The sequence below is a fragment of the Halioxenophilus sp. WMMB6 genome, from assembly GCF_033283405.1.
GTDB lineage: Bacteria > Pseudomonadota > Gammaproteobacteria > Pseudomonadales > Cellvibrionaceae > Halioxenophilus.
The window spans coordinates 68,759-87,742 of sequence record NZ_JAWMQR010000008.1; the positions used below are offsets into that span (position 1 = coordinate 68,759).

Sequence of the window (18,984 nt, forward strand, 5' to 3'; positions counted from 1 at the left end):
CTGCGCCGGTCGCTATTCAGCCAGCGCCGCTATTTTTATGTGCTGACACTCTTTAAGCGGCGGCCTTCTTTTTATGCGGTAGCCCGTAAGGCACGCGCCGTAAAAATAGGCCCAAGCACTTCAAACACCACCGTGGTGGCAATTACGATTTGTAACAGTGGTTGCTGGTATTGCGGAAAATGGATAGCCGCCACCAGCGCCATACCAATGGCCGCACCCGCTTGCGGGAAGAGCCCAAAGCCGATCCAGCGGCGCGTCAGCGTCGGCAGGTGAGCAATGGTCGCCCCCAGATAGGCACCCGCCCATTTACCCAAGCAGCGGCACGCTACATAGATAGCAGCCGTGAAGCCAACCGCCAGCAGGGCATCAAACTCCAATTGCGCACCGGCCAATGTAAAAAAGAGCAGCAGAAAAGGCCATTCAATATTTTCGATGGCATGGAAGGGGCGATCATGGTGGCGCGCAACATTGGCAATGGTGGCACCCATCACTATGGCGGCCAGCAGGAAGGAGACCTCCAACCAGAGCGCCAAACCGCTGCAGAGAAAAACCAGGCAGAGTGCTTCTAAAAGAATCGGCTCGCCGGGTTTTAAACGGCCGGTGAGATAAGCCGCCGGCAGGCCCAGCGCGAAACCCAAACCAATACCACCGCCCAATTCCCGCATGGCAATCATCAAGGCACCACTTTCGGTGCTACTCGCCATTGCCGCCACCAGCGTCACCCCCACCGAAAAAAGTAATAGCCCCCAGACATCATCCATGGCGACAATCGCCAGCAGCAATCTGGAAAAAGGGCTGTTGACCCGATTTTCAACCACCGCATCAAAGGCCACCTCCGCAGCCGTGGCGGCGGCAATGCAGCCCAAAATAATGGCCAGTTGCCAATCGACCCCGGTGACAAACAGACCGAAACTGACCAAGAGAGTGGTCACCAAAGCTTCGCTGATAGAGACCCAGAAAAGGCTGGCACCGTGGCGGATAAAAGTGTCGGAATTCAAACTGCCACCCAACAAAAAACCGATCATCACCAAAGCCACACTCGCCAGCCAATCAAATTGCAGACGTACCGGCTCGGGAACCCAGTCAAAACCTTGCGGGCCCACCAAAATTCCGATCACCACCAACAGGGTTACCCGAGGTATCGCGGTTTTGCGAGCAATAGCATCCGCCGATAAACCTAGTAAAAAGAACAGGCCAATCGCTACCAATAGTTGTGCGTATTCGGTCATCAAAAGCCTCTAAACCTGTTGGCCAAACCAGCATCATCAGCAACATAACAATCATTCAAAAACAGTGAGCGGTGAGTAGCCACTCGCTCACCACTTATCAGTATTGAAATGTTCCTGTAAAAAAGTGACCTGCCTCTCAGATGGTGAATTTTCTACACCACTGCTTTTAACTTTATTGCTCAATTCCTGGATAATTCGAACACTCGACAGACCCGCCAAACTGGCTTGTTCCGGTCGCAGATTTTTTATCTGCCGTCGGCAGCTTAGACTTTAGGTCTGCTGGGCAAGGGATTCTGATCCAAGGCGTTCCAGGCAACAGGGAAGTCAAAAAGCAAACGACTTTATTTCAAGCAACAGTCAATAAAGCGCAGGTTGATTTGCTCTAAATCCCCTGTTCTCTATTTTGTTTGCGTTAATAAGTTTGTGGGCTTACGCGCCGTTTTAAGCGCGATCGCCACTGGCCTTGCGATTATTTCCGATAAGCACACACAGTCTATACAAACCTTTGGCCACTCATGTTGCCGGCACTACTTGCCGGCGTTGGTTGTCGACACCAATTGTCGATCCTGGTCAAGCGCTGTCGCGGGGGTTTAGCGACTCAGGCAAAATTTAACAAGGACGCTGCAGATGATTTTAGAAAAAGCCAAACGCTCTCAGCGGGGGCGCCCAATCTCCTTCGACAAGGCCCAACTGGTCGACTCTGTCATGCATAAATTTTGGGAGCTGGGTTACAACAAGGTTTCGCTCAACGAAATCGCCAAGGATCACGGCCTGACCCGCGCCAGCCTGTATCACAGTTTCGATTCCAAAGAGGCGCTTTTTTTACAGGCTTTGCAACTCTATCTGCAACGCGCACCCGATGTATTACTGGAGCACAGCCGCGAACCGGAGCAGGTGGGCAGCCTGTTGTTCGCCCTGTTTGACAGCATCTGCAAAGCCCGGGCGGAAGATCCGCAGCGGCGCGGCTGCCTGGTGCTCAACTGCATGCACGAACTGATCACCACCGACAGCCCGCTCGCCGATCACATGCAGGCCATACTGACCCGACGTCAGGGCCAAATGAAAGCACTGGTGGAACGCGCCCAGCGCAATGGAGAAATAAACCCCGGTGTCGATGCCGAGTTAACCGGCAACATGGTGATCAACTTTCTGTTTGGCTTAAACACCTTCTCCAAAACCTGCACCGATGAACAGCAGCTGCTGGCTCTGTGCGAAGCCTTTCTCAACAGTCTCGGCTTTCACCGCCAAACCGAACTCAATCAGCGCGCCATGTAGCGCTTGTCACTGCCCCCAACCGGCCATTTCAATTCGCTCCAGCTGCCGCACTCACGGCATCGGCAACTCCGGCAGGGCGGGGGTATCCATCTGCACCACGTGTTGGTAAACCCGGCTGCTCTTGTGATGCTCACCCATATGCGCCAGCAGGCGCGCCATTTCGGCGTAGGCGATGCGCGACGGCGAGACCTTGGCACTGGTTTCAAAATACTCCAGCGCCCGACCCCACAGGTGGTTGCGCAGGCAGATCCGGCCGAGGCTTAGCAACAGTGCCCAGTCGTCCGGGTGTTGTGTAAGCCAGTGCTCCGCCGCCCGCAGCTGTTTAGCGGGCTCGACCGTCGCCAGCAGGCCATAAAAGATCACCAGCTCCGAATGCCAATGGTGACGCAGGTATTTGCGCACCAGCGCCTCCACCTCGACCCCTTCCTGCAGCGCCAGCAGCTGCTGGCAGTAGGCCAGTAACACCTCTGGCTGCTGTTGCACCTGGGCTGACTGCTCCAGCCAGAACATCTGCAGCTTCTGCTTATCGCCGTCGTGGTGGTGACTGCTTAGGCTGCTGCCCAATTGGTGCAGATGCGCCACCACCAGTTGGCCCTGCAACTCCAGCCAGCGTTCTCGCGGCAGACGCCGGCGCAACCCGGGCAACAGCTCCCGCACCGACTCCCAGTGGCCCAAGGCGATATGAGCATCGCACAGCCGGTCGCGCACCAGGGCATCGTGGGGATGGCGTTTGACCGTCGCCAGCAGGGTTTGCAGGCGCTCCTGCTGGCGCCCGGCGCGGCGATAGATCTCGGCCCGCGCCAGGGCCAAGGTCACATCCTGCTCACCAAAGTGCTCCTTGGCCCGATCAAGGAAGGCCAAAGCCTGGTCGACGTCGCCCAGGGTATGGGCAGAGTCGGCCGCCGCCAGCAAGTTTACCAACGGCATGGGCGAGCGCTTGGCCGAGCGCAACAGCCAGCGCTGGGCCTGCTCGTGATCACCGCGCAGGTAGGCGAGCAGTCCGCGCTCGGTTAAACGGGTGTAGTTTTCCGGGCTGCGCCGGCCAATCAATGGCAGCAGCAGGCGCCACAGCCAACGCAGCCAACGCAGCCCCCAGTAGCCGCCTACCACCAGCACCACCACTGCGGCGATGGCAAACCAGAGGTTCATCTCGACGGTGGTTTGACTGATGGCGATCAGTACATAGCCGGGCAGGTGGGTAATCAGTTGGTCGAGCAGCACCGCCGCCAACACCAGGGCCACCAGATAGACCAGCGCTTTCACAGTCAAACGCTTAATCACTCGGCGCTCTCCTGCTCTGACCCCTTAAGTTGATGCAGGCGTTCGATATAGGCCTGCAACTGCTGCAGTGAACCGGTGATCTGCGGCAGGGTGACCGCAATCGGCATCTGGCGCAGCTGACTAAGCTCGGTTTGCAGAGCTTGATTGGCTGGGCTTTCGGGGAAGTAGCGCTGTACCAGCAGCAGCGCCTGTTCCAGGCTCGCCTGGTAGATCGACTGCTGTTCCCGCAACATCGCCACCTGGGCCTGCTCCAGACTCAGACGCACATTCTGGCGCAGGTACTCCTCCGAGGAGGGCGGTAACAGCGGTGCCGCATCCTGCACATGGGTGCGGATAACTATGTAGCTGTTGAGCTTGGCGCCCAGCATGCCGGGTAGCGCCTTGATGCCGCTCCAGGCCTTACCGGGCAGGGATTTAAACCAGCTCCAGACGCCGGTGGCGGTCTCCGCCGCTGGCGCTTCGCTGCTACTGGAGAGCACCACCGGCTCGGCATCCAGCTCTGGAATTTGATAGAGCGGCAACTGCTCCATGTTGTCGATCAGCCCCTGCAGGCGCAGGTAGATACCCTCTTTATCGACCTTGGCCGCCAGGCGTACGGCGGCCAAATCGTGGGCCAGAGCCTGGCGCACGGGAAAGAGGTCGGGCAGGGCCAGGTCGCGCAGAATGTTGTCGGTGGCCTCCATCAGCCCCAGTGCCGAGCTTGCCTGGCGGTCGACCAGCAGCCGCTGGTTGGCCAGGTGCAGCAGATAATGGGCCTCGGCCAGCTGCCAATCCTCGCGCGAGGTGTTGGAGAGTGAGAGCAGGCGTTGGTTATGGGCATCGAGCCGTTCGGTAACAGCACGCAGATCATCCTCCAGCTTGGAGCTCTCCTGCCCGGCGGCGGTTTGCACTTCGGCCAATGCGGCCTGGGCACTCTGCAGTTCTACCGCCAACCCTTGGCGCGCCGCCCGCGCCTCGGTCAGCTGCACTTCGGACTGGGCCACATTGGCCGCTAGCGCCTGCCACTGTTGCCGCTGCCACCAGAAGGCGGCCACCACCAGGGCGACGGCCAACAGGCTGATCACCCCGGCCCCGCTGGCTAAAAACCACAAAGGGCGGCTGCGCGAGACGATTACCGACCGGGCGGCCGCTTGTTCGGCTTTCAAATTTGCGGGTTCGGCCTTTGGCGTCGATGATTCAGCCTTCGGCTTTGCTGGTTCGGCTTTCGGCTTCGATGATTCAGCCTTTGCCTTCGATGGCTCGGCCTTTGGCTTTGCTGGTTCAGCCTTTGCCTGGGCTGTTTCGGCTGTCGACGTTGACGATGCGGCTGTCGCCGCTGACTGTTCGCTGGGCGTGTCACTCGCCTGGCTGTTCAGCTCGGGCTGTGCGGCCGCCTCTTCCTTTTTGTTATTTGAATCACTCATTAACCGTTTCCAACACCTGTTGTCGTTAACTTATCGGGTGGTTCGGGAGCAACGCGCCCAACATGGCGTCGTCGGTGGCGTTGTCTGCCACGATTATTTGTTCAAAGCCCAACGCTCGGGCGACCCCGGCCACCCGGCTACCAGGCACCACCAGCGGTTGCCGAGTGAGTGCCTGGCGGCCACCACTGGCCAGGGTTTTGGCCAGCAGTTCGACGCTTTCGCCGCTGTAGGCGAGCATGGCGTCGTCCGGCTGGCTGCCGAAATCACTGGCTTGCAGTGCCAGGCTGGCCTCAGCCGCCCAGCGCCGACCGTAGAGCGGACACTCATCCACCCGGCCACCCCGTGCGCGGAGCGTTTCCGCTAATAGGGCGCGCCCCCCTTCACCCTTAAAAATAATGACGCGACTATTGGCCAATGCTTGCAACTCGGGCAGTGCCGACAGCGCTTCGCTGTCCATTACCGCCACCGGCGCCGCCGCCAGGTGACCATGTTCGGCCAGTGCCTTGGCCGTGGCCTGGCCGATGGCAAGCAGGGTTAAACCCACAGGCCACTGCGGCCAAAAGCGGTCGATGAGAGCCACACCGTAGTGCACCGCATTCTGGCTGATAAAAATGGCAAACTGGTAGAGATCGAGATCCATTACCTGCTGGCGCACGGTTGGGGTCTCCGCCAGCGGTTCGATCGTCATCACCGGCTGCAGCCAGCCGGCCACTCCCAGGGCGGCCAGCCGCTGTTGAGTTTTACGCCCCTGCGCCTCTGGCCGTGTAATCCAGACCCGCATAGTTAACTGTGACTGTCGCCGTAAACTTCAGCCAGGATCTTATCGGCGCCCGCCGCCAACAGCCGCTCGGCCAGGGTTACCCCCAGGCTCTCCGCCTCGGTAAGCGGCCCGCGAATGGCATCGCGCAACAGTAACTCACCAGTGGGCTGGCCCACCAAGCCACGCAGCCAGAGCTGGTCCTGCTCGAGCTCGGCGTAGCAGCCGATGGGCACCTGGCAACCGCCCTCCAGGCGGCGGTTCATGGCCCGCTCTGCCGTTACCCGCACCGCGGTCGGCTCATCGTGCAAGGGTGCCAACAGCGCCAGCGTCTCGGCATCGGCCAGCCGACACTCAATTCCCACTGCCCCCTGGCCACCGGCCGGCAGGCTTAACTCGGTACTCAGAAACTGGCGAATACGGTCGCCCATCTCCAGACGGATAAGGCCCGCCGCCGCCAGAATGATGGCGTCGTAGTCGCCGGCGTCGAGCTTGGCCAGGCGCGAATTGACATTGCCGCGCAGGAAGTTGATTTTCAGGTCCGGGCGCGCCGACAGCAGCTGGCACTGGCGGCGCAGGCTGGAGGTACCCACCACCGCGCCGTAGGGCAGCTCCTCAAAACTGGCGATGGTGTTGGAGACAAACGCGTCGCGCGGATCCTCGCGCGGGCAGATCACCGCCAGCCCCAGCCCCTCAGGAAACTCCATGGGTACATCCTTCATGGAGTGCACGGCGATATCGGATTCACCGGCCAACAGCGACTGCTCCAGCTCTTTGACAAACAGCCCCTTGCCGCCAACTTTGGCCAGGGGCACATCCAGGATGTGGTCGCCGCGGCTGGTCATGGGGCAGAGTTCTACGGTGAGATTGGGGTGCACCGCTTCCAGGCGGGCTTTGACATATTCCGCCTGCCACAGTGCCAGGGCACTTTTGCGGGTGGCGATGCGCAGGGTTTTGGCGCCCGGGGTGGAACCCGAAGCAGAGGCGTTGGCCATTGGGAGGTCCATAGGTTGGTCGACATGGCGGCTATGATAACAGCCCTTAGTGCCTAGCGTTCAACCCTGTCGGCAACTAGGGTCTATCCCGGCGACCGGCCCGGAACCTCTCCCGGGCGCAACTACAGGTTCTGTAACAGCTGTTTCACGGAAGAGAGGTGGCGGCGGCTGACCGCGGGTTTGCGTTCGCAGCCCTCCAGGCGCAGGTGGTAACCCCCCTCCTGGCTCTTCTCCAGGGCGAGAATGTACTTCTTGGCCACCAGGGCATTGCGGTGTACCCGCACAAAGCGGGAGCCAAGCAGGGTTTCCAACTCTTTGAGGGTGTCGTCGATCAGGGTTTCGCCGCCGGCGTGGATCACCGTCACGTATTTTTGATCGGCGCTGAAGTAGCGAATACTGTCGATCTCGATCAGCTCCAGGCCGCGGTGGGTTTTGGCGCTGATGTGCTGGCGCTGGGGCACCGGGCTCTCGTCGGTCTGCTGGCTGCGACGCTGCAGGCGGTTCATGCTCGCCGCCTTGTCGATCACCGCTTTCAGATCCTCGCCGCGCACCGGCTTGAGCAGGTAACCGACGGCGTGCACGCCGAAGGCCTCCAGGGCGTACTCATCGTAGGCCGAGCAGAAGATAATGGCCGGTGGATCCTCGAGCTCGCTGATCTGTTTGGCCACCTCCATGCCAGAGGGGCCCGGCATGCGAATATCGAGCAGCACCAGATCCGGATCTTCCGCCATGATCAACGTTAATGCTTCATCGCCGTTTTCGGCCTCACCAACCAATCTGCACTCCGGCAGGTCCTGCAGTAACTTTTTTAAACGCTCTCGGGCCAGGGGCTCATCGTCTACTAGCAAGATATCCATGTAATCCTTCTCGACTCGGTTTAATGATTAGTTTTTTCTCATACCCATAATTATGGGTGAATTTCGCTCGTTTGCCGGTTTTCTTTCGAATTTGCCTCTAGCCATCTATAGCTTAGATGGACTCGGTAGCGATCGTGGTCCGGGCCGGCACTAAATGTGATCTGATTACCAAAATGGGCCTGCAATCTGGCCCGGATATTGGCTTGGGCTATACCGTTGCCCGGCCGCGCCACCGCCTGCTCTGGCAGCGGGTTGACCACCGTGACATTGACCCGGCTCTCGCCCACCTCGGCAATCACCTGAATTTCGCCACCCTCGGGGCGCGGTTCGATGCCGTGGTAGACCGCATTTTCAAGAATCGGCTGCAGCGTCATGCTGGGAATCAGGCACGACTCCAGATCGCCCGTTAACTGCCATTCAACGCGCAGGCGACGCGCCAGGCGCAGCTCTTCGATCTCCAGATACTGCCGGGCCAGCTTAAGCTCCCGCGCCAGGCTCACCAGCGCCGGCTCGGCAATGGCGGCGCGGAACAGATCACACAGATCGAGCACTACCCGCTCGGCGCGTTCCGGATCAAAACCGATCAGGCTGACCACCGCATTCAGGCTGTTAAACAGAAAATGGGGCCGGATGCGCGCCTGCAGGGCGTTGATCTGCGCCTGGTTACTGGCCTGTTGTTGTTGGATCAACTGCTGCTGCAGATACATATAACGCAGCACCACCCCCCCTAAAATGGCGGCAATAAACAAAACCTTAATCAGCGATGACCAGTGCACATCCCGCCAGAAGAGCCACTGCCCGGCGAGGGTGTAGCCAAACGCCAGGGTCAGCACCAGCAGGTAACTGAGCGCCCCCGCCAGCCAGGGCGGGCGGGCTCCCAGCCAGAGCCGGCACTTACACAACACCGCCGCCGCGGAGAGGGTGATCCACAGCATCAACATGGAGATCTGTCCCAGCGCCGGCCAATCGAAAGCGGTTAACGGCGCCTGCATCAGGGTGACCACCAGGGCCAACAGCGCGGTACCCAACACCTGGAACAGTACCGCCTGCAGGGAGCAGAGGTCGGGGTAGAAGGGTTCCGGGGGGGCGGACGGATGGGTCTGCGGTTTGGGTGATACTGGCTGCTCTGGCATTCGCCGTCGATCTCTTCAGGGGCTTAGGGAAAATTAGGATAACCGTATAAGTATCGGCCAAAATTTATAGTTTTCGAGTTACGCCAAGCGTTGGGCTATAATCGCGCCGCCTTGGTCTTTTGCATATGCGGCCTCAGCGTCGCCGGGCATCGACCACTTCGAATAACGTTTTTGCCACCACCCGGCAACCCTCTCAACACAGGTCTTTCGGTTATGAGTAAAAAAACCCCCAGCAACCAACAGTGGGGAGGTCGCTTCAGCGAAGCGACGGATGAATTCGTGCAGCGCTTTACCGCCTCAGTCAATTTCGACCAGCGACTCTACGCGCACGATATCAAAGGCTCCATTGCCCATGCCACCATGCTGGCCAAGGTCGGGGTACTGACCGACACCGAACGCGACCAGATCATCACCGGCCTCACCCAGATCGCCGGCGAAATTGAGAGTGGCGAGTTTCAGTGGCAGATTGAGCTCGAAGATGTGCACATGAACATCGAGGCGCGGCTTACGCAGCTGATCGGCATCACCGGTAAAAAGCTGCACACCGGCCGCTCGCGCAACGATCAGGTGGCGACCGATATCCGCCTCTTTCTGCGCGATGAGATCGACGCTATCGATCTCGAGCTGGTACGCCTGCAAACCGGCCTGCTCGATCTGGCCGAGCGCGAAGCCGAGACCATTATGCCCGGCTTCACTCACCTGCAAACGGCGCAGCCGGTCACCTTTGGCCACCACCTGCTGGCCTGGTTCGAAATGCTTAAGCGCGACCGCAGCCGACTGCTCGACTGCCGCAAGCGCCTCAATCAGTCGCCGCTTGGCGCCGCCGCCCTGGCCGGCACCAGCTATCCGATCGATCGCGCCTATAGCGCCGAGCTGCTCGGTTTTAGCCAGGCCACGGAAAACTCCCTCGACTCCGTCTCCGATCGCGACTTTGCCATCGAGTTTTGTGCCTTTGCCAGCCTGCTGATGACGCACCTGTCACGCGCCTCGGAGGAGCTGGTGATCTGGACCTCGGCCCAATTCGATTTTATTGAGCTGCCCGACCGCTTCTGCACCGGCTCGTCGATCATGCCGCAGAAGAAAAACCCGGATGTACCGGAGCTGGTGCGCGGTAAAAGCGGCCGCGTCAATGGCCACCTGATCGCCCTGTTAACGCTGATGAAATCCCAGCCGCTGGCCTACAACAAAGACAACCAGGAAGATAAAGAGCCACTGTTTGATGCGGTCGACACCGTTAAGGATTGCCTGCGCGCCTTTGCCGACATGGTGCCCGCCATCACCGCCAAAAAGGCGTCGATGCTGGCCGCCGCCAAACGCGGCTTCGCCACCGCCACCGACCTGGCCGACTACCTGGTGCGCAAGGGTGTCGCCTTCCGCGATGCCCACGAGATCGTCGGCCGCTCCGTGGCCTACGGTATCGCCCAGCAGAAGGACCTGGCCGAACTCTCTCTGGCTGAGCTGCAGCAGTTCTCCAGCCACATAGAGGAGGATGTGTTTGCCATTCTTACCCTGGAAGGTTCGGTGGCACTGCGCGACCACTGGGGTGGCACCGCCCCCAAGCAGGTACGCCAGGCCATCGCCAGGGCGCGAGCCTCGCTCGGCGAATAACAGAAGACGGGGTTCTGCCCAAGTGGGCGCAACCCCTGCACTTTTTTCCAGTCCGTTCTGCTCCAATCAGGTATCTGCCACTATACTTCGGCAATGGACTACCCAATCGACATCGCCAATCTCGATCAAGGACTTGATCGGGACCTGCTCATCAAACTTAAGAAGCGCTTTCTCGCCATCAGCGAGGAGCGTTTGGCGCGTACCCGCCTGGGCTTGAGTGATCGTCAACAGGTGGTGCTTGATGCCCTGCCCGCCCTCTACCACTACAACCACCCCGCCCTGCCCGGTTACGTCTCCAACCAAACGCCGGCCGGGCTCAGCAACTACAAACTGCAAAATCGCACCAAACTCGCCTTTAAGCGCTTGTCGCGCAGCTTCAACTTCAACGACACCAGCCACCGCGAAGCCGATGTACACGCCGTGTTTATTATGGGCAGCGTGGGTAGCATTGCCCACGGTAGCCGCAGCGATCTGGATGTGTGGGTCTGCCACCGGCCCGGCCTCGACAGCGCCGCCCTGCGCCTGCTCTCCCTTAAAGGTGAACGCATCTCCCGCTGGGCACAGACCCTGGGTGTTGAGGTGCACTGCTTCACCATGGATGCCGAGGCGTTTAAATCGGGTCGCATGGAGAACCTGGACGACGAATCGAGCGGCAGCACCCAACACTTTCTGCTGTTGGATGAGTTTTACCGCACCGCCATCTGGCTCGGTGGCCGCATTCCCCTGTGGTGGTTTGTGCCACCGGAACGGGAACAGGACTACAACCACTGCGCCGACCTGCTGGTGCGCAAACAGTTTATCCGGCCCAACGAGGTGCTCGACTTCGGCTCGGCTGCTCATATTCCCGCCGGCGAGTTTGTCGGCGCCGGTATCTGGCATCTCTACAAGGGGATCGACTCGCCCTACAAATCGGTGCTGAAACTGCTGTTGTTGGAGGCCTACGCCGACAACTACCCGCAGATCGATACCCTTTCGCTCGATTTCAAGCGCCGCGTCTACCACGGCGAGGTCAACCTCGATCGGCTCGACGCCTACGTCGGCCTCTATCAGCGGCTGGAGAACTACCTGACTGAGCGCAAGGAGCTGAAGCGCCTGGAGCTGGTGCGCCGCGCCTTCTATTTTAAGGTGCACTGCCCGCTCACCCGCTCCCCCAGTGCCCTTGGCTGGCAGTGGCGGTTGATGAAGTCGCTGGTGATACGCTGGGATTGGAACGACCGCCATATCGCCCACATGGACAACCGCAAAAACTGGAAGGCGGCCCAGGTAAAGCTGGAAAAACACAACCTGGTGCACGAGCTGATTACCAGCTACCGGTTCATCTCCAACTTCGCCAACCAGGTGGGCGCCAAAAACAGTATCGACCAGCAAGAGTTGGAGACACTGGGCCACAAGCTGCACGCCGCCTTCGATCGCAAGGCCGGTAAGATTGAGTGCATCAACCCCGATATCTCGGCCGATCTTTCCGAAGGCCTGCTGATGATCCGCTACCGGCCACAGCGGCCGACAGCCGAGCGCTGGTCGGTTTACGCCCTGCCCAACCGGCAGAGCATGACCAACCGCAACCTACTGCTGAAACAGGCCAGCCATCTGAACGAGCTGCTCTGCTGGTGCCTGGTCAATGAAATTTATAAAGAGGGTACCGAGATATTGGTGGAAGGCAGCCGCGTGAAAACGGCCAACATCAAACACTACCTCAGCTCGCTGGCCGGCTGTTTTAATTTCCCCTTGGAGAAGGCCAAGCACAGCGACTTCCTGGCCGGTGCTAAGCTCGACAAAGCGATGGTGTTTATCAATTTAATGGAAGAGGAGGAGCCAAGCGCGCGCGGCACCGCCAGCAATAGCGACCCCTTCTGCTACGGCGACGATAAAATTGATTTGGTAGGGTCAGTGGATCTGATCTATAGCAACAGCTGGAACGAGATTGTCTGCCAATCGTTTACCGAGCAGCCGCTGCTGCAGTTTACCCAACGCTATCTGCAACTCTGTTACAGCCAGGGTAACGCGCCTCTGCCCCGGGTTTATATTTTTTGCGCGCGCTCGCAGCACTCGGCCATTATCAACGCCCGCCTGCAGGAATTTTTCAGTGAACTGAATCCGGCCTTGCAGACGGTGTTATCGCAACCCCAACGGCTGGGGCTCAATTTCATTTTCCAAACCGACCAGCGCTACCATCTGCTGCGCGGCGATGGCCGTAAAAGTTCGCTCGACAGCTACAGCTCTGCCGACTATCTGCTCGATGCCGTGCAACGGCCCAACTATAATCCCGGCCACTGGCTGATTGATAATCGCACCCTGCCCGACACGCCACTGCGGCTGATCTACAGCAAGGCCAAAGAGCCCGGCATTAAGGTCTTTTTCTACCTGATGGGTGAGCACCGCGCCCGCCTCTATTTTATGGATGACCTGCAAAACCTGACCATTTCGCAGCTGCCCTTTGGCCGCCTGGACAATCTGCTGCAGGCCCAACATCTGTTCATTCGCCGCATCATCAGCCGCGAGCTCTACACCCGCCACAATAGCGACCAGAGCTTTGGCGTCTACCCGGTGACCTTCTATCGCCTGCGCCGGGTGGGCACCCGCTGGAGCCAGTGCGAGCCCATGCACGTGGCCGCGCAGGTGAGCAGCAACAATCACTTTGAGGTAAAAGCCATCGCCGAGCCCAGCCAATTGGCCGGTGCCCTCAGCTATCGGCTTATCTTCGATCAGATGGAGCTGGAAGGCGATGTCGAACAGCAGTTATCCGACACCGCCAAGTTCATCATGGCCCGCCGCGACAGCAAAGAGAGCTACCCCTGTTATTTGAGTGACCTCGATCTCTCCCTCTGCCGCAACGACCTGAGTGAAGGCGGCGATCTGCTACTCGGCCACTTCCTGCGCATCAAAAACGACATTGAACAGCGCATTAACGCCTACCAACGCAAACTCCCCTAAAACCGGCTTCGGCGCTGCGTGCGGCGTGGCTTCCTGTTATACTCGCGCGCTTTGGCCTGCGACCTTTTGCAAGGCCAGTCGGCCGGTTTAGAGCGAATTGACTATGCACCCACAGCGACAGCCCAAGGCAGCACATTGTATTTTACGTGCGGTTTTCCTATTGCTTGGCTGCTATCTCAGCATTGCACTCTCCGGCTGCGGACAAACCGGGCCACTCTATCTGCCGGATGAGACGCCCACCACCAACCAACCCGAAACCACTCAGTAACTTATACGCAGCGAAGTTTGTTTAGCTATGAACCCAACGGCCTACCGTGACGGAAACCTCTATTTTGAAGCACTGGATATCGCTTCCCTGGCAAAAGAGTACGGCACTCCGCTCTACCTCTACTCCAAGCCCGCTTTGGAAGCCGCCTTTCGCGCCTACCAGGCCAGTACCCAGGGTATCGACACCCTGATCTGTTACGCCGTTAAAGCCAACTCCAACCTCGCCGTGCTGCAAACCCTGGCCAAGCTCGGCGCCGGTTTTGATATCGTCTCCGTAGGCGAGCTCGAGCGCGTTCTGGCCGCCGGTGGCGACGCCACTAAAGTGGTATTTTCCGGCGTTGGCAAATCGGCCGCAGAGATGCGCCGCGCCCTGTCTGTGGGTGTGCACTGCTTTAATGTGGAGTCCGAGGCTGAGCTGGAACTGCTCTCCCAGGTGGCGACCGAGGCTGGCCAGGTGGCCAATATCTCCCTGCGGGTAAATCCCGATGTCGATGCCAAAACCCACCCCTACATCTCCACCGGTTTGAAAGAGAATAAGTTCGGCGTTGATATTGAATCGGCACCGGCTGTTTATCAGCGCGCTAAATCACTGCCCGGTATAAATATCGTTGGCGTCGACTGCCATATCGGCTCTCAACTGACCGAACTGGCCCCTTTCAAAGATGCCCTGGCTCGCATCCTGGCACTGGTCGATGAACTCGCCACGAGTGGCATTGCCCTGCAACATATCGATATGGGCGGCGGCTTGGGTATTAACTACTCCGGCGAACAGATCGTACCCAGTACCGATGCCTACCTGGCAATTCTGGCCGAGCAGTTACAGGGCCGCGGGCTGAAATTGATTCTGGAACCGGGCCGCTCCATCGCCGCCGCTGCCGGTGCCCTGGTTACCCAGGTGCAGTTCCTGAAGCCCACCACACACAAAAATTTTGCTGTGGTCGACGCCGCCATGAATGATCTGATCCGCCCGGCACTCTACCAGGCCTGGATGCGCATCCTGCCCGCCACACAGCGCACTACGCCGGCAGAGGAGTGGGATATCGTCGGCCCCATCTGCGAGACCGCCGACTTCCTCGGCAAAGAGCGCCGCCTGAGCCTGGAACAGGGCGATCTGCTGGTGGTGCTCGATGCCGGCGCCTACGGTTTCGGCATGGCTTCCAACTACAACTCTCGCCCACGGGTAGCCGAGGTTATGGTCGAGGGCGAACAGAGTTGGCTGGTGCGCGAACGCGAAACCTTCGCCGATATGATTCGCGGCGAACATCTGCTGCCGTAGCACCGGGTATCGATCTCCATGCGTATTCGATTCACCAAAATGCAGGGCCTCGGCAATGACTTTATCGTCATCGATGGCATCAGCCAGCAGCCCAACCTGACGCCCCACCTGGTGCAGCGATTGAGTGACCGGCGCTTCGGTATCGGCTGCGACCAGCTGCTGGTGGTGGAGCACCCCACCAAGCCCGAAGTCGACTTCCGCTACCGTATTTTTAATGCCGATGGCTCCGAGGTGGAAAACTGCGGCAACGGTGCCCGTTGTTTTGCCAAGTTTGTGCGCGACCGTCGCCTGACCGGCAAATCGGTAATTACGGTTGAAACCGCCAGCGGCATCATGACCTTAAAAGTACTCGCCGATGGCCAGGTCAGCGTCGATATGGGTGCGCCGATACTGCTGCCCAATCTGATACCACTGCAGGCCACCAACCAAAACCCAACCTACCGGCTCGAGATCGACGACAAAACCATCGAGTTCGGTTCGGTCTCCATGGGCAATCCCCACGCCGTGTTGCAGGTCAACGATATCAACGCGGCACCGGTGGCCACCTTGGGCGCAAAAATTGAGTCACACCCGATGTTTCCCAAGCGGGTCAATGTTGGCTTTATGGAGCGGGTTTCCGCCTCCGAAATTAATTTGCGGGTCTTTGAACGGGGCGTTGGCGAAACCCTCGCGTGCGGCACCGGCGCCTGTGCCGCGGTGGTCAGTGGCCGCCTGCAAGGTTTACTGGACGAGCAGGTCAACGTCCACCTACCCGGTGGCGACCTGGTGATACGCTGGTCGGGCTGTGGCCAATCGGTCATCATGACCGGGCCCGCCGTCACGGTTTTTCATGGACAAATTCGAGTATGAGTAAAACAGATAACAACGCACTTCATGCCGAGGCGGTACGCAAGTACCTGATCGAAAACCCGGAGTTCTTCCAACGCCATCGCGATATTTTGCAAAATCTACTGCTGCCACACGACACCGGCAATGCCGTTTCGCTAATTGAAAAACAGGTGAGCGTGCTGCGCGAGCGCAATGTGGAACTGCGCCACCGTTTGACACAGCTGGTGGAGAACGCGCGCGAGAACGACATACTGTTCGACAAGACCCGGCGCCTGGTTTTGTCGCTGATGGAAACCGATGAGCTGGGTGATTTTATAGATGCACTGCTCTATAGCCTGGATAACGACTTTCAGGTGCAATTCAGTACATTAGTGCTATTTGATGAACAGCTAGAGGGCCCGGTTGGGCCAGCGCGGGTTTATAACAGCCATTCGGCGAGTAAACAGTTTCCGAAACTCTGGCGAGCCCACAAAACCCTTTGCGGACAGCTGCCGCGGGAGGATATTCAACAACTCTTCCCCAAAAATATTCAGAGCATCGGCTCGGTCGCTGTGGCACCGGTCAACAATGGTTCGCCGCTGGGGCTGCTTGCCATCGGCCATAAAGACCCGGACTACTACCGCTCCAGTATGGGAACGTTATTCCTGGGTTACATAGCTGAGGTACTCAACCGCAGCTTGCCGCGTTTGATCAACAAAGCGGCAGGCCGCAGCTGAATCAAATGGGCCGACTACCGTAGCTGCTGTTTGGCTTCTGCGGCGGGTCGGCACAGACATTGGTATCAACCTGGCTGATCTTGCCGCCGCGGGCCAGAAACTCTTCGATCTGTTTTTGCAGCTCTTCGCGCTCGCGGTTTTTAGCGGCCAAGCTGTGATCGACAGAAATTTCACTGCTGGTTACATCTGCCGGCGAATCCGCGACATCATCGCTGTCAGTGTCGAAATCATCATTGTTTTCATCAGACATAAGTCACCTTCCACCAACCAAAACAAGTCACTCACAAGACAATATTTATAGCGCAAGATTTATTGCCTGGATCCAAATTTCAACCGCTTTTTTAGTATATTTTCGCCTTGAATAAGCATTCGTTAATATTGAAAGTTATATTTGACCGCACGTTCAAATTCGCGACCTTTAGTCCACAAAAAAACCCCGCCGGATGGCGGGGTTTCTGAAGATACGGACTGGATGAGGTGATTAAACGGCGTCGGCGCCAGTCTCTCCAGTTCGGATACGGATGATTTCATCCAAAGAGGTGATAAAGATTTTACCATCCCCAATTTTACCGGTTTGCGCGGCCTTGGTAATGGCATCGACCGCCTGCTCAACGACATCTTCGTCAACAGCCAGTTCGATTTTTACCTTCGGTAGGAAATCAACAACATACTCCGCTCCGCGATAGAGCTCTGTGTGGCCCATCTGACGACCAAAGCCTTTAACTTCAGTAACAGTCATACCCTGGACACCAACTTCAGAGAGCGCGCTACGCACGTCATCCAGTTTAAAGGGTTTGATAACAGCAGTGATTAGTTTCATGAACCTATCCTTCACTTATATTTAAACTTGTTGTTAGTGTTTTGGTCACGCTGTTCAAAAACCATCAGCGGAGAAGTGGATCTCAGGCCGTAACATATCACAAGTTTAGCAACTTATCAGCGACCCCATTGATGTTAAGTCCCTACGCCTGATTTTCATCAGTTTACCGCTACCGGCTCCTTAACCCGGCTGCGATTACCTCGCCAGCCATTTTGGTTAGCCTGCAGACCGAGCAGTGAGCTGCACAAGAACCCAGTTCAAATGGGAAGAAAACAAAAAGCCCGCTGATAAGCGCGGGCTTTTTGGTCAATCTTAGAGTTACTTACCAGCGGTAAATTCTGGGTAAGCTTCCATGCCACACTCGGCAAGGTCGACACCGTCGAACTCTTCTTCTTCGCTTACGCGAACGCCCATGATCACCTTGATGATGGCCCATACAACCAGGGATACCACAAATACCCAGATGAAGATGGTCAACGCACCAATGATTTGGCCGGTGAAAGAAGAACCGTCGTTAGTCAGCGGTACCAGCAACAGGCCCAGCAGACCAACTACACCGTGGACAGAGATCGCACCGACAGGATCGTCGATTTTCAGTTTATCCAGAGCCAGGATGCTGAATACTACCAACACACCACCCAGGGCACCGAAGATAGAGGCTTGCCAGATTTGTGGAGTGGAAGGCTCAGCAGTGATGGCAACCAGACCAGCCAGCGCACCGTTCAGTGCCATGGTGAGGTCAGCTTTGCCGAACAGGATGCGGGCAACGATCAAGGCAGCAACCAAACCACAAGCAGCGGCAGCGTTGGTGTTGGTGAATACCACAGCCACTGAGTTGGCGCTTTCAACCGAAGCGGTCGCCAGTACGGAACCACCGTTGAAACCGAACCAGCCCAACCAGAGGATGAAGGCACCCAGGGTAGCCAGCGGCAGGTTAGCACCAGGAATGGCGTTAACTTCACCATTCGGGCCGTATTTGCCTTTACGAGCACCCAGCAGCAGTACGCCAGCCAGAGCCGCAGCGGCACCCGCCATGTGCACAATGCCGGAACCAGCAAAGTCGCTGAAGCCCAGGTCACCCAGAGTGTACATACCGAAGACAGGGTTACCACCCCAAGTCCAGGCACCTTCCATTGGGTAGATGAAGCCAGTCATAACGATGGCAAACAGGAAGAAGGACCACAGTTTCATACGTTCAGCCACAGCACCGGAAACAATCGACATTGCCGTTGCTACGAACACAACCTGGAAGAAGAAGTCTGCGGAAGGAGCATAAGTTGCTGCGTCTTCTTCAACACCAGTGAATCCATCGCCGGTAATACCGGTCAGGAAGTAGTCACCGCCGTACATCAGGGCATAACCGCTGACGAAATACATAATGCACGCAATTGCGTACAGGGCGATGTTTTTGGTCAAGATTTCAGTGGTGTTCTTTGCACGCACCAATCCGGATTCCAGCATGGCAAAGCCAGCTGCCATCCACATAACCAGCGCGCCCATCACCAAAAAGTAAAAGGTGTCTAGGGCGTACTGAAGCTCCAAGATACTATTTTCCATAGCAGCTCTCCAAGGTTCCTATTTTTTGATTTAATGTCTTAACAGAAGTAA

17 protein-coding genes are annotated in these 18,984 nt (G+C 57.9%); 7 read left to right on the top strand and 10 right to left on the bottom strand.

The window, feature by feature from the left end; all coding sequences use genetic code 11:
• Nucleotides 1-71: 71 nt before the first annotated feature.
• On the bottom strand, nucleotides 72-1,229 hold the full coding sequence (locus SBL51_RS17505) for a cation:proton antiporter (RefSeq protein WP_317932398.1): 1,158 nt from the start codon (nucleotides 1,227-1,229) through the stop codon (nucleotides 72-74).
• A 627-nt stretch (nucleotides 1,230-1,856) separates the two neighbouring features.
• Between SBL51_RS17505 and SBL51_RS17510 the strand changes: the two genes are divergently transcribed.
• Nucleotides 1,857-2,504: a TetR/AcrR family transcriptional regulator gene (locus tag SBL51_RS17510; RefSeq protein ID WP_317932399.1), complete on the top strand. Its 648-nt coding sequence runs from the start codon at nucleotides 1,857-1,859 to the stop codon at nucleotides 2,502-2,504.
• Nucleotides 2,505-2,555: 51 nt separating this feature from the next.
• On the opposite strand, the gene SBL51_RS17515 is transcribed toward SBL51_RS17510, so the two are convergent.
• From SBL51_RS17515 to SBL51_RS17540, 6 genes are all read right to left on the bottom strand, one after another.
• Nucleotides 2,556-3,785, bottom strand: coding sequence for a heme biosynthesis protein HemY (locus SBL51_RS17515; protein ID WP_317932400.1), 1,230 nt, complete (start codon nucleotides 3,783-3,785; stop codon nucleotides 2,556-2,558).
• A complete protein-coding gene (locus tag SBL51_RS17520; protein WP_317932401.1) occupies nucleotides 3,782-5,188 on the bottom strand; it encodes a uroporphyrinogen-III C-methyltransferase in 1,407 nt (468 codons plus the stop codon). The genes SBL51_RS17515 and SBL51_RS17520 overlap by 4 nt, the downstream gene beginning before the upstream one ends.
• Nucleotides 5,189-5,213: 25 nt before the next feature.
• A complete protein-coding gene (locus tag SBL51_RS17525) occupies nucleotides 5,214-5,969 on the bottom strand; it encodes a uroporphyrinogen-III synthase (RefSeq protein ID WP_317932402.1) in 756 nt (251 codons plus the stop codon).
• Nucleotides 5,970-5,971: 2 nt separating this feature from the next.
• Nucleotides 5,972-6,940 carry a hydroxymethylbilane synthase gene (hemC, locus tag SBL51_RS17530; protein WP_317932403.1) on the bottom strand — a complete coding sequence of 323 codons (969 nt, stop codon included), beginning with the start codon at nucleotides 6,938-6,940 and terminating at the stop codon, nucleotides 5,972-5,974.
• Nucleotides 6,941-7,062: 122 nt separating this feature from the next.
• Complete coding sequence (locus SBL51_RS17535) at nucleotides 7,063-7,797, bottom strand: LytTR family DNA-binding domain-containing protein (RefSeq protein ID WP_317932404.1); 735 nt, start codon at nucleotides 7,795-7,797, stop codon at nucleotides 7,063-7,065.
• A gap of 50 nt (nucleotides 7,798-7,847) precedes the next feature.
• Nucleotides 7,848-8,930: a sensor histidine kinase gene (locus tag SBL51_RS17540; RefSeq protein WP_317932405.1), complete on the bottom strand. Its 1,083-nt coding sequence runs from the start codon at nucleotides 8,928-8,930 to the stop codon at nucleotides 7,848-7,850.
• 213 nt (nucleotides 8,931-9,143) lie between these two features.
• On the opposite strand from SBL51_RS17540, the gene argH reads away from it, so the two are divergent.
• From argH to SBL51_RS17565, 6 genes are all read left to right on the top strand, one after another.
• Nucleotides 9,144-10,538, top strand: coding sequence for an argininosuccinate lyase (gene argH / locus SBL51_RS17545; protein ID WP_317932406.1), 1,395 nt, complete (start codon nucleotides 9,144-9,146; stop codon nucleotides 10,536-10,538).
• Between the two features lie 93 nt (nucleotides 10,539-10,631).
• Nucleotides 10,632-13,469 (top strand): class I adenylate cyclase, encoded by a 2,838-nt coding sequence (locus SBL51_RS17550; protein ID WP_317932407.1) that lies wholly within the window; start codon nucleotides 10,632-10,634, stop codon nucleotides 13,467-13,469.
• Nucleotides 13,470-13,572: 103 nt separating this feature from the next.
• Complete coding sequence (gene lptM / locus SBL51_RS23295) at nucleotides 13,573-13,737, top strand: LPS translocon maturation chaperone LptM (protein ID WP_411860494.1); 165 nt, start codon at nucleotides 13,573-13,575, stop codon at nucleotides 13,735-13,737.
• A 27-nt stretch (nucleotides 13,738-13,764) separates the two neighbouring features.
• A complete protein-coding gene (gene lysA / locus SBL51_RS17555) occupies nucleotides 13,765-15,012 on the top strand; it encodes a diaminopimelate decarboxylase (RefSeq protein WP_317932408.1) in 1,248 nt (415 codons plus the stop codon).
• An 18-nt stretch (nucleotides 15,013-15,030) separates the two neighbouring features.
• On the top strand, nucleotides 15,031-15,861 hold the full coding sequence (gene dapF, locus SBL51_RS17560; RefSeq protein WP_317932409.1) for a diaminopimelate epimerase: 831 nt from the start codon (nucleotides 15,031-15,033) through the stop codon (nucleotides 15,859-15,861).
• Nucleotides 15,858-16,556, top strand: a complete 699-nt coding sequence (locus SBL51_RS17565) for a DUF484 family protein (RefSeq protein WP_317932410.1) — start codon at nucleotides 15,858-15,860, stop codon at nucleotides 16,554-16,556. The genes dapF and SBL51_RS17565 overlap by 4 nt, the downstream gene beginning before the upstream one ends.
• A gap of 1 nt (nucleotide 16,557) precedes the next feature.
• On the opposite strand, the gene SBL51_RS17570 is transcribed toward SBL51_RS17565, so the two are convergent.
• The 3 genes from SBL51_RS17570 to SBL51_RS17580 all read right to left on the bottom strand — a co-directional run bounded on the left by SBL51_RS17570 (nucleotide 16,558) and on the right by SBL51_RS17580 (nucleotide 18,933).
• A complete protein-coding gene (locus SBL51_RS17570) occupies nucleotides 16,558-16,806 on the bottom strand; it encodes a hypothetical protein (protein WP_317932411.1) in 249 nt (82 codons plus the stop codon).
• Nucleotides 16,807-17,037: 231 nt separating this feature from the next.
• On the bottom strand, nucleotides 17,038-17,376 hold the full coding sequence (locus SBL51_RS17575) for a P-II family nitrogen regulator (protein ID WP_317932412.1): 339 nt from the start codon (nucleotides 17,374-17,376) through the stop codon (nucleotides 17,038-17,040).
• A gap of 318 nt (nucleotides 17,377-17,694) precedes the next feature.
• On the bottom strand, nucleotides 17,695-18,933 hold the full coding sequence (locus SBL51_RS17580; protein ID WP_317932413.1) for an ammonium transporter: 1,239 nt from the start codon (nucleotides 18,931-18,933) through the stop codon (nucleotides 17,695-17,697).
• Between the last annotated feature and the right edge of the window lie 51 nt (nucleotides 18,934-18,984).